At 68.0% G+C, this 11,727-nt stretch carries 9 protein-coding genes; 2 read left to right on the forward strand and 7 right to left on the reverse strand.

All coding sequences use genetic code 11. From position 1 onward, the window contains the following. The coding region (locus A9310_RS21140) for a transposase (protein WP_175401127.1) at positions 1 to 184 on the forward strand (184 nt) is incomplete at its 5' end. 404 nt (positions 185 to 588) lie between these two features. Here the strand turns inward: A9310_RS21140 and A9310_RS21145 are convergent. The 6 genes from A9310_RS21145 to A9310_RS21170 all read right to left on the reverse strand — a co-directional run bounded on the left by A9310_RS21145 (position 589) and on the right by A9310_RS21170 (position 9,608). Then, positions 589 to 2,508 carry an ABC transporter ATP-binding protein gene (locus A9310_RS21145; RefSeq protein ID WP_065632255.1) on the reverse strand — a complete coding sequence of 640 codons (1,920 nt, stop codon included), beginning with the start codon at positions 2,506 to 2,508 and terminating at the stop codon, positions 589 to 591. Next, positions 2,505 to 4,238: an ABC transporter ATP-binding protein gene (locus A9310_RS21150; RefSeq protein WP_065632256.1), complete on the reverse strand. Its 1,734-nt coding sequence runs from the start codon at positions 4,236 to 4,238 to the stop codon at positions 2,505 to 2,507. The genes A9310_RS21145 and A9310_RS21150 overlap by 4 nt, the downstream gene beginning before the upstream one ends. A 171-nt stretch (positions 4,239 to 4,409) precedes the next feature. Next, entirely contained in the window at positions 4,410 to 5,219 is an 810-nt protein-coding gene (locus A9310_RS21155; protein WP_058253785.1) for a family 1 encapsulin nanocompartment shell protein, read from the reverse strand. Positions 5,220 to 5,277: 58 nt separating this feature from the next. Further along, positions 5,278 to 6,282 carry a Dyp-type peroxidase gene (locus tag A9310_RS21160; RefSeq protein ID WP_065632261.1) on the reverse strand — a complete coding sequence of 335 codons (1,005 nt, stop codon included), beginning with the start codon at positions 6,280 to 6,282 and terminating at the stop codon, positions 5,278 to 5,280. A 98-nt stretch (positions 6,283 to 6,380) separates the two neighbouring features. Further along, complete coding sequence (locus A9310_RS21165) at positions 6,381 to 8,054, reverse strand: FAD-binding dehydrogenase (protein ID WP_065632257.1); 1,674 nt, start codon at positions 8,052 to 8,054, stop codon at positions 6,381 to 6,383. A 75-nt stretch (positions 8,055 to 8,129) separates the two neighbouring features. Beyond that, a complete protein-coding gene (locus A9310_RS21170) occupies positions 8,130 to 9,608 on the reverse strand; it encodes an amidase (protein ID WP_065632258.1) in 1,479 nt (492 codons plus the stop codon). A gap of 438 nt (positions 9,609 to 10,046) precedes the next feature. Between A9310_RS21170 and A9310_RS21175 the strand changes: the two genes are divergently transcribed. Continuing rightward, entirely contained in the window at positions 10,047 to 11,012 is a 966-nt protein-coding gene (locus A9310_RS21175; RefSeq protein WP_065632259.1) for an alpha/beta hydrolase family protein, read from the forward strand. Between the two features lie 292 nt (positions 11,013 to 11,304). Here the strand turns inward: A9310_RS21175 and A9310_RS21180 are convergent. Then, positions 11,305 to 11,727, reverse strand: a 423-nt coding sequence (locus tag A9310_RS21180) for a transposase (protein ID WP_175401188.1), incomplete at its 5' end; no start/stop codon positions are given.

Here is an 11,727-nt window from a genome sequence, read left to right on the forward strand (position 1 = left end):
GCATCGACCCATGGTCGAACGGACGATTGCCTGGCTCACCCGCGGTAACCGGCGGGTGCCCTACCGTGGAATCGAACGCAACAACAACTGGCTGCACCACCGCGCCGCCGCGATCAACCTACGCCGCCTGATCACCCTCGGACTGACTACCACCAACGGCACCTGGACACTGGCCACCGCCTGAACCGCGGCACCGCCGCCCCACCTAGATCGATCACCACGACCACACCCCGGAACCGACACATCCCCGCAGCAGGAACCTCAACCCAGGCTGGACCCTAATTCAGCAGGCTCCTAAGGCGCGAGCGAAGCGAGCCTGCTTGTGCTCCCTGAGGTGCGAGCGAAGCGAGCCTACTTGTGCTCCCTGAGGTGCGAGCGAAGCGAGCCACGAAGGGGCTCGCAAGGTGCCTTACCAGGCCCTTCGTGGCTCGTCGCTATCGCTCCTCGCACCTCAGGGACCAATGGGTGTGTGGCGCTCTCGGATTAGGGAGCGGGGTGGGGACGCGCTTTTCCTGCTCCCTAAGGTGCGAGCGAAGCGAGCCTTCTTGTGCTCCCTGAGGAGCGAGCTTGCGAGCGTCACGAAGGGTCTCAGCCCGCCTCGATGGCCCCGGTGAACTGGCTTTCGTACAGCCGGCAGTAGGCGCCGCGGGCGGCGAGCAGTTCGTCGTGGTTGCCCTGCTCGACGATGTGCCCGTCCTCCATGACGACGATGACGTCGGCGTCGCGCACCGTGGAGAGTCGGTGCGCGATGACGAAACTCGTGCGATCCGACCGCAGATTGGCCATCGCCTTCTGGATGAGCAGCTCGGTGCGGGTGTCGACGGAACTCGTCGCCTCGTCGAGGATGAGGATCGTGGGCCGGGCGAGGAAGGCCCGCGCGATCGTGATGAGCTGCCGCTCACCGGCACTGACGCCACCGCCCTCGTCGTCGAGCACGGTGTCATAGCCGTCGGGGAGGGTCCGCACGAAGTGGTGGACATGACTCATCCGGGCGGCGTCGAGCACCTCCTCTCGCGAGGCGGTGGGATCGCCGTAGGCGATGTTGTCGTAGATCGTGCCGCCGAACAGCCACGAGTCCTGCAGCACCATGCCGGTGCGCTCGCGCAGGTCGTCTCGCGTCATGTCCGTGGAGTCGACGCCGTCGACCCGGATGACACCGGAATCGACGTCGTAGAACCGCATGATCAGGTTGACCAGGGTGGTCTTGCCCGCGCCGGTCGGGCCGACGATCGCGACCATGTGCCCGGGGCGTGCCACCAGACTGAGGTTCTCGATGAGCGGCTTGTCCTCGACGTAGCGGAAGGAGACGTCGTCGAACTCGATGAGTCCCTTGTCGTCGGCGGGCGTCTTCGGATTCGCGGCGTCGGGCGACTGCTCGTCGGCGTCCAGGATGTCGAAGATCCGCTCGGCGGAGGCGACACCGCTCTGCATCAGGTTGATCATCGAACCGATCTGCGTCAGCGGCTGCGTGAACTGGCGCGAGTACTGGATGAACGCCTGCACCTCACCGAGACTCAGCGAGCCCGACGCCACGCGCAGACCACCGACGACCGCGACCGCCACGTAGTTGAGGTTTCCCAGGAACATGATCGTCGGCATGATGACGCCGGAGATGAACTGTGCGCGCCAACTCGACTCGTACAGTTTCTCGTTGCGTTCGTCGAAGGTCGCCTCGATCTCGCGCTGACGACCGAAGGCGGTCACCAGCTCATGCCCGGTGAAGGCCTCCTCGACCTGAGCATTGAGCGCGCCCGTCGACGACCACTGCGCCGAGAAGTGCGGCTTCGAACGCTTCGCGATGATGCCGGTCGCGATGATCGCCAGCGGCACCGTGGCCACCGCGATGAGCGCCAGCAGCGGCGAGATCCAGATCATCATGATCAGCAGCGCGATCACCGTCAGCACCGAGTTGGCGAACTGGGAGATGGTCTGTTGCATGCTCTGCGACAGGTTGTCGAGATCGTTGGTCACCCGGCTCAACAGCTCGCCGCGCGGCATCGTGTCGTAGTAGCGCAGCGGCAGCCGATGCACCTTGGCCTCGACGTCGTCGCGGAGCCGGCGGATGGTGCCGACGACGACGATGTTGAGCAGGTACCCGGCGAGCCAGGCGAGCGCCGAGGACACCACGTACAGCACGAGGGTGATCAGCAGCACGCGCCCCACGGCGCCGAAATCCACTCCGACGCCGGGGGTCACGTTCATCGACGAGACCATGTCGGCGAACGTGTCGTCACCGCTCTCGCGGAGACCGGCCACCGCCTGCTCCTTGGTGAGTCCCTCGGGCAGGGTGCGGCCGATCACGCCGTCGAAGACGAGGTCGGTGGCGTACCCCAGCACGCGGGGCGCGATCGCGATCAGCACCACCGAGCCGACCAGCGACGCGAGCGTGATCGACATCAGCAGTCGATACGACGCAAGTTGTGCGACAACGCGTTTGACCGACGGCCAGAACGAGCGAGGCTTGGATTCGGGTCCGGCCGCCATCGGCGGGCCTCCGGGCCGGGTCATGAGCGCTCCTCCATCGCCATCTGCGATTCGACGATCTCGGCATAGGTCGGGCACGACTGCCGCAGCTCGTCGTGGGTACCGAGCCCGACGACCCGGCCGCGATCGAGCACGACGATCTGCTCGGCGTCGACGATGGTCGAGATTCGTTGCGCCACGACGATGACCGCGGCGTCGCGGGTGGCGGGACGCAATGCGGCGCGCAGCCGCGCATCGGTGGTCAGGTCGAGCGCGGAGAACGAGTCGTCGAAGAGGTAGATCGCGGGCCGTCGGATGAGGGCGCGTGCGATCGCCAGGCGCTGCCGCTGCCCGCCGGAGACGGTCGTACCGCCCTGGGACACCTTGGTGTCCAGGCCGTCGGGCATCGCGGACACGAAGTCCTCCGCCTGCGCGATGCGCAGCGCCTCCCAGATCTCATCGTCGGTGGCGTCGGCCTTGCCGTGCAGCAGGTTCGAGCGGATGGTTCCCGAGAACAGGTACGGCCGCTGGGGCACCAGCCCGACGACCGACCGTAGCTCGTCGGGATCGAGCCGCTTGACGTCGGTGCCGCCGACCCGGACCGCGCCGGAGGTCGTGTCGATCAGCCGCGGCACCAGCCCGACGAGGGTGGTCTTGCCCGACCCCGTCGAGCCGACGATCGCGGTCGTGGTGCCCGGCTCGACGCGGAAGTCGATGCCGCTCAACACCGGGTCGTCGGCGCCGGGATAGCGGAACTCGGCGGCATCGAACTCCACCGTGCCGGGGTGGGTGGCGAAACCGACCGGTTCACTCGGCGGATGGACCGAGGTGTCGGTGGCGAGGACCTCGGAGATGCGTTCGGCGCAGACCGCCGCGCGCGGGGCCATCATCGCCAGGAACGACGCCATCATCACCGACATCAGGATCTGCATCACGTAGCTCATCACCGCGGTCAGTGCGCCGATCTCCAGCGAACCGTCGGAGACCGCGTGCCCGCCGAACCAGATCACCGCGACGATGGTGACGTTGGTGATCACCATGACGACCGGGAACATCAGGGCCATCAATCGGCCGACGTGCAGGGCCGCGTCGGCGAGGTGGTCGTTGGCCACGGCGAAACGCTTGCGTTCGTAGTCTTCTCGCACGAACGCCCGCACAACCCGGATGCCGGTGATCTGCTCGCGCAGGACGCGGTTGACGTTGTCGATCCGTTCCTGCATCGCCCGGAAGCCGGGGATCATCTTCGCGATGATGGCCCCCATCGACACCCCGAGGATGGGCACCGCGATGGCGATGACCCAGGACAGGGCCGGCGCCTCCCGGACGCCCATGACGATCCCGCCGATGCACATGATCGGCGCCATCACCAGGATCGCGCTGCTCATCACGATGAGCAGCTGCACCTGCTGGACGTCGTTGGTGGTGCGGGTGATCAGTGACGGCGCGCCGAACGTGCCGACCTCGCGTGCGGAGAAGGAGTTCACCCGGTGCAGGAGGTCGCCCCGGATGTCGCGCCCGACCCCGAGCGCGGCGCGCGCGCCGAAGTACTGCGCGGTCACCGTCACGATGATCTGGGCGACGCTCACCAGCAGCATCCAGCCGCCGATGCGCAGGATGTAACCGGTGTCCCCGCGGGCGACGCCGTTGTCGATGATGTCGGCGTTGAGGCTCGGCAGGTACAGCATCGCGATGGTCGCCAGCAGTTGCAGCACGATGACGAGCGCGACGTTGATGCGGTACCGGGAGAGGTAGGTGCGGACGAGTCGGGTCAGCATCTAGGCGCCGGGAGCGAAGCGAGCGGGCCGAAGGCAACGGTAGGCGCCGGGAGCGAGAGCCGGCCGGAGTTCACTGCGATCACGTGCGCCAGACTAGTTGCCGCTCGCAACGGACGCCGCCGAGTATCTGCCCACCGGGAATCCGCGCAGGCGGGGACCGTGGGCAGCCGCTCAGACGGTGGGCGGCTCGGTCAGCGCGACGGCTGCCTCGGCGGTGTGGGTGAGGAAGGTGAACGACTCCTGGAAGTACAGGTTCACCACGTCGGCGTCGTGTGAGTCGTAGCCGATCGACACGTCCTGGCCGATGGTCAGTTCGAAGTCACCGCCGCGGGTGCTCATCACGAACGCGCCGCTGATCGCGGGCGCCCACACGATGTCGCCGGTGAACAGGCGCTGGATGTGTTCGAGGATCGGGTAGCCGTGGTTCGACGTCTCGTTGACCTGGGTGTAGGCCTCGGCCGACAGGGCCACCGCGTACGGACCGTCGACCGACGCCAGGCGCAGTGTGCTCAGCGCCTGGCTGACCGCCTCCGGGTAGTCGCGCACGTCGGCGGGCAGCGGGATGGGGGTGGCGGCGGCCTCGGCGCGGATGCCGGTGATCGACGCCGCGGCGTAACCCTCGAAGATCGCCCGGTCCTCGGCGAGCGCGAGTTCGCGCGCGGCTTCCACGACCGGGTCCCAGTCGGAGTCCTTCGCGCCGCGGTCGACGTCGTCGATGGCCTCGCGGGACACCGTGAACGGGACCTTGAGTTCCACGAGCGACTGGGTGCGCCGCTGGAAGGCGGTGATCCCCTGCGACGGTGAGTCGATCTTGGTGCGATGTCCGAGCGTCACCGATGCGGTGTCGGAGCCGAGCGGCCCGGTCACGTCGACGAGGCGCCGGCCCGCGACGTTGCGCTTGAAGGAGCGGGTCGCCTCCTCTTCGATCTCCGCCCAGGCCGCGTCGGAGATCGGTGCGAGTTCGCGATGCAGGTTGTTCATGGTGTCCTCCTGGTGCGGCCGGGTTGTGGCGGATGCGGTGGTCGGATGGCGGGTGTCGTCAGTGCAGTGACCCGATGCCCAGCGAGCCGTCGGAACGGGTCGTCGGGGCGGGGGAAGCCGTGGGTGCGGCGTCGGGCGCGGGTGGCAGGTCTTCGAGGAAGTCGAGTGTCGGGGTGAAGAACTGGGACCCGGTGACCGCGGTGGTGAAGTCGAGGAGGCGGTCGTAGGTGCCGGGCGGGTCGCCGATGAACATCTTGCGCAGCATCTCCTCGGTGACGTCGGGCGCTGCCGAGTAGGCGATGTAGAACGTGCCGTTGACACCGGCACCCGAGACGTCGCCGTACGGCATGTTGTCCCGCACGACGTCGATCTCCTCGCCGTTCTCGTCCTCGACGACGTTCAGCGCGATGTGGGAGTTCGGGGGCTTCACGTCGTCGGCCATCTCGACGTTGTCGAGCTTGGTGCGCCCGATCGCGGCTTCCTGCTCCTCGGTGCTCAGGTCGTTCCACGACGACAGGTCGTGTACGTAACGCTGGATGGCGACGTAGCTGCCGCCCTCGAAGTCCGGGTCCTCCCCGCCGACCGTGATCGCGTCGATCGCCGCCTGTCCGATCGGGTTCTCGGTGCCGTCGACGAAGCCGATGAGGTCGCGCAGGTCGAAGTAGCGGAACCCGTGCACTTCGTCGACGACGGTGACCGCGTCCCCGAATGCCTCGGTGATCTTGGCGCCGAGTTCGTAACACAGGCCCATGTCGTCGGACTTGATGTGCACGAGCAGATCGGCGGGCGTCGCCGGGGCGGTGTGGACATCGCCCTCGTAGGGGACGAACGGCCGCAACGAGCGTGGTCGCGGGCCGGTGAACAGGCGGTCCCACGCCGCGGAGCCGATCGACACGATCCCGGCCAGTGCCGCCTCGGGAGCCCGCGAGGACACCGCGTTGTTCAGGCCGGGGATGTCTTCCAGCGCAGCGCGAACCGCGTCTTCACCGCCGTCGTCGATGGTGAAGACGAGGAAGATCGCCGACTTGGTCTTCCGCGTCAGGATCGTCTGGGGCACCGGCACGCTGAACACACTAGCCCATGCGTACAAACCGTGGGGCAGCAGATCGTGCCGCGAATGTATAGGGCAGGCAACCCTTTTCGACGCTGACCGGTGACGGGTCAGCGGCGCGTTGTGGCCCGCGCCACCGCCCGGCCGGCGGCGCGGCCGGAGAAGATGCATCCGCCGAGGAACGTCCCCTCGAGTGCGTTGTACCCGTGGACGCCACCGCCGCCGAAGCCCGCGACCTCGCCGGCGGCGAACAGGCCGTCGAAGGCGGTGCCGTCCGGCCGCAGGACCTGGGAGTCGAGATTGGTCTCGAGCCCGCCCAGGGTCTTGCGGGTCAGGATGTTGAGCCGGACCGCGATCAGCGGGCCGTGTTCGGGATCGAGCAGTCGATGCGGCTTGGCGACCCGAACGATCTTGTCGCCGACGAACTGTCGGGCATTGGTGATCGCCATCAGCTGTGCGTCCTTGGAGAACTTGTTGCCGATCTCGGCGTCGCGTGCGGAGATGATGCGTTCGAGGTGCGCGAGGTCGAGTTCGGGGCCGCGGGCGATCTTGTTCATCCCGGCGACCAGTTCCGGGAGGTTGTCGGCGACCACGAAGTCGACGCCGTTGCGCACGAAGGCGTCGACCGGTCCCGCGGCGCCCTTCGCCAGCCGGCTCTTCGCGGCCAGCTTGACGTCCTTCGCGGTGATGTCGGGGTTCTGCTCCGAACCCGACAGCATGAACTCCTTCTCCACGATCGTCTGGGTGAGGACGAACCACGAATAGTCGTGGCCGGCCGCCAGGATGGCCTTCATCGTCGAGATGGTGTCGAAACCGGGGAAGTTCGGCGGTGCGAGGCGGTTGCCGTTGGCGTCGAGCCACAGCGAGGACGGGCCGGGGATGATGCGGATCGCGTGGTCGGGCCAGATCGGGTCCCAGTTGTGGATGCCCTCGGTGTAATGCCACATCCGGTCACGGTTGACGATGTTCGCGCCGGCGGTCTCGCTGATCTCCAGCATCCGGCCGTCGACGTGCGCCGGGACACCCGAGATCATCGTCTCCGGCGCGGGACCGAGACGGTCGACTGGCCAGTTCTTGCGGATCAGGTCGTGATTGTGGCCGATGCCGCCCGAGGTGACGATGACCGACCCGGCACGGATCTCGAAGTCGCCCACCACATCCCGGTTCGACGCCTGGCCGCGTTCGGCGTCGGTCGGGGCGAGCGTGACACCCCGTACGCCGACGGCGGCGCCGTCGTCGACGATGAGCTCGTCGACGCGATGCCGGAACCGGAACTCGACGAGCCCGCGCTTCTCCGCCTCCAGGACCGGCTCGGCGAAGACCCGCACGACCTCGGGTCCGGTTCCCCAGGTGAGGTGGAAGCGGGGCACCGAGTTGCCGTGGCCGTCGGCGAATCCGCCGCCGCGTTCGGCCCACCCGACGATCGGGGTGATGCGCAACCCGAGGTCGTGAAGGTACTGCCGTTTCTCGGTGGCCGCGAAGTCCACGTAGGCGCGGGCCCACTGGCGCGGCCAATAGTCCTCGTCGTCACGATCGAAACCGGCCGACCCCATCCAGTCCTGCAGGGCGAGATCCGCGGAGTCTTTGATGCCCAGCCGACGCTGCTCCGGCGTGTCCACCATGAACAACCCGCCCAGCGACCAGAATGCCTGCGCGCCAAGGTTGTTGCGATTCTCCTGGTCGACCACGACGACGCGGCGTCCGGCCTTGGTGAGTTCGTATGTCGCCACCAGACCCGCCAGTCCCGCGCCGACGACCACCGCGTCGGCCCCGTGCTCCGCCACCGCATCTCCTCACACCGCCAAAATGACCGGGCCGGTCCCGGGACATGTGCATTCGCAGACGAGATTAGCCCCGTACTACAGCGCGATGTCGGCGTACCGGTGGAACCACGGCGCGGCGGCTTCGAGGCCCGCGGCGAGGGCGAGGAGATCGCCGTCGGCGCCGAGTCGGCCGACGAACTGCACGCCGAGCGGGAGGCCGGCATCGGTCCAGTGCAGCGGCACGCTCATCGCCGGCCGGCCCGTGAGGTTGGCGAGCTGCGTGTACGGCACCCAGCCGAGGCTCTCGTAGATGAGCTTGTCGACGATCCCCAAGCGGGAGATCGCACGCCCGGACCGCGCGCGGGAGGCGAGCCGCGACGCGCGCTGCAGCACCGGCGGCGTGGTCATCGACCCGACCCGCGGCGGCGGTACCGCGAGGGTGGGCGTCAGCAGCAGGTCGTGGGTCTGGTGGAAGCGGTCGAGTGCCAGGACGTGGTCGTTGATGTGGTCGAGCGCGGTGAACAGCGGGACGACGCCGGCGGCCCGGCCCAGTTCCGCCAGCGTCAGGGTGTCGGCCTCGAAGTGGGAGTCGGGAGCGCCGGTGAGGCGTCGGACCTCGTCGACCTGGGCGGCGCACTTGGCGAACCAGATGTCGAGGAAGTCGCGGGCGAGGGCGGCGTCGTCGTGCGGCGGATCGACCTCCTCGACCTGGTGGCCGAGTTCGGTCAGGATCGACGCCGCGTGCTCGACCGCAGCGACGGCCTCCGGGTGCGGATTCGCGTTGATCGCCGAGGTCGTGGTGTACCCGATCCGCAGCAACCGGGGCGGGGTCGCGATCCGGGCGCTGTAGGTCTCGGTGTGCAGCGGCGCCGGGTAGGTCGACGACGGCGTCGGTCCGATCAGTGCGTCGTACAGTGCGGCAGCATCACGGACGGTCCGCGTCACCACACCTTCGACGCCCATCCCGAACAGCGGTTCACCGGTCTGCGGACCGAACGGCATCAGGCCACGCGAGCTCTTGAGCCCGAACAACCCGGTACACGCGGCCGGGATGCGGATGGAACCGCCGCCATCGCTCGCCCCGGCCGCCGGCACGATCCCGGCGGCCACCGCGGCCGCACTGCCGCCCGACGATCCGCCGGGGGTCACGTCGAGGTCCCACGGATTGCGCGCGGGACCCCACAGGGTGGGTTCGGTGATGGCCTTCGCGCCGAACTCGGGGGTGTTCGTCTTTCCGAAGACGACGAGGCCGGCGTCGAGGAACCGGCGCACGCCGAAGGAGTGTTCGCGGGCGATGTGGGTGGCGAGTGCGCGCGAGCCGCGGGTCGTCGGATACCCGCGGTAGTCCTGCGCGAGGTCCTTGATGAGGAACGGGACGCCGGCGAAAGGCCCGGTGAGGTCACTGCGGACGCGGGCGTCGGCTTCGGCATCCATGCGGATCACGATGGCGTTGAGCGACGGATTGACCGCGTCTGCACGGGCTCGTGCGAGGTCGAGGAGTTCGGCGGCGGTCACCTCGCCGGCGGCCACGAGACCGGCCAGGGTGGTCGCGTCCGCGGACAGATACTCGCCCATGTGCACGTCCCGACCCTAGTTGTTCGGGGAGCGGGCCGAGCGGACTTGGCGCCGATGGCCCGGCCAGTCCGGCGTCCGGCCCGTCACCGGAGAACCGGACGTCACCGTTGCCCGCGCAAACCGGTAACGGGCCGATCGCGGATGTGTGGCCCGAACAGACGAAGAATTCGCCACATGCGCCGCCTATGTACGAAATGAGCTGTTCAGCGGCGACCGCTGTGACGTGCACCACCGAAAGATGTCATCACAGGACTCGCTCTCGCCTTTGCCGAGGCGTTATCGTGCCGTTACACTTCAGCACGACGGGTACCGCTGCCCGGGGGGACCAATACAATCCCCCCTACGTACGACTCCGTATGCAAGCCCGCAGCAGTACCCGGTAGGCAAGACCCGCAAGCGGCCGGCTCCGGCCGTGGTGATCCAAAGGAAAACTGACGAATGCTGACACGCGCCCGTAAGCGCCTCGTCGCCGGACTCGTGGCTCTCGTGGCCGTGTCGGGTGCGACGCTGGTCGCAGCTCCGCCGGAGGCCTCCGCGGCCAACGGTTGCAATGTCGAGTACGTCCGCTCGAACGCCATGAACCGGACCGTGCCCGTGTGCATCGTCTCGGCCGGCGGCGGCGGACCCAAGCCGACGCTCTACCTGCTCGACGGACTCCGTGCCCCGAACAACAACAGCGGCTGGCTGATCAACACCGACGTCGCCCGCTACATGGCCGGCAAGGGCACCAACGTCGCCATCCCGTTCGGTGGCGCAGGCAGCTTCTACACCGACTGGCAGACCCCCGATCCCAAGCTGGGTGTCAACAAGTGGGAGACGTTCCTGACCCGCGAACTGCCGCGGTACATGGCTGCGCGTCACGGCAGCGACAGCCGTCGCAACGGCATCGCCGGACTCTCGATGTCGGGCACCTCGGCGCTGAACCTCGCATCGCGCCACCCGAACTTCTACAAGGCGGTCGCGTCCTACAGCGGCTACCCGACGGTCACCATGCCGGGCTTCACCCAGGGCATCATGGCCTCGGTCGCGGAGGTCGGCGGTAACCCGTTCAACATGTGGGGCTTCTACCCCGCGGGCACCTGGTTCCAGAACGACCCGTTCCTGAGCGCGGGCAACCTGGCGGGCAAGAACGTCTACGTCTCGTCGGGTAGCGGTGTCGGCAGCAAGTACGACTCGTCGGTCAACCCGGCCAGCGCCAACTTCGACCCCGTCAAATTCGCGCAGATGATCCCGCTCGAGGTCGCCGCGTCGACCTCCAGCCAGCTCTACATCGGCCGCCTCGCGCTCGTCCCGGGCGTCAAGCTCACCACCCGGATCACCCCGGACGGTGCGCACTGGTGGGACTACTGGCAGAGCACCTTCAAGGAGTCGTGGGCCAAGACCTTCCGCCCCGCCTTCTTCTGAGTCAGACCCTCTGACAAGGGCCGGTGACCTTCGGGTCACCGGCCCTTGTCGTGCGGACCCCTCCTGCTCCCTGAGGAGCGAGCTTGCGAGCGTCACCCCCTGCTCCCTGAGGAGCGAGCTTGCGAGCGTCACCCCCTGCTCCCTGAGCCTGGATCCGTGGAAGGAGTTCAGGTGGGGTGGGGTTGGGGCGCGTGATCGCCTGATTGTGTTGTGGGCGTGTGGTATTCGCTGACCTGTGTCAGCCTTTTCACTGGGGTTCCTTGGTCGTGGGTGGGCGGGTGGCGACGTCAGGTCAGGTGGTGTTGGCCGCGGCCCACAGCGCGGTGAAGGCGTGTTGGGTGGGCCAGTGTCGGGGTAGGTGCAGCACCGGTGTTCGTGCTGGTCGCGCTAGTCGGGCGGGTATCGCGATGAGGGTGCGGCGCAGCGTAGCGCCCCGCGCGGCTCGCAGTGTGGGGGTGTTGGTGAGTGCGGCGAGGGTGCGCATCAGGTTGTGGCTGATCGCGGTCAGGGCCAGCCAGGCGGCGTTGGCGCCGAACCGTCCGGAGGGCAGGTGGGCCAGTGGTCCGTCGATGAGGTCGGCGAACACGGTTTCGATGATGGCGTGGCGGCGGTGGATGAGGTCGGCGGTGACGGTGTCGTCGGTGGTGTTGGTGAAAAACGAGTGGTACCGCCACGCGGGCATCAATGTGTCGGTGCCGGCGGGGTGGTGGGCTGT

Origin of the sequence: Gordonia sp. UCD-TK1 (assembly GCF_001691435.1) — a bacterium.
Classification (GTDB): Bacteria; Actinomycetota; Actinomycetes; order Mycobacteriales; family Mycobacteriaceae; genus Gordonia; species Gordonia hongkongensis.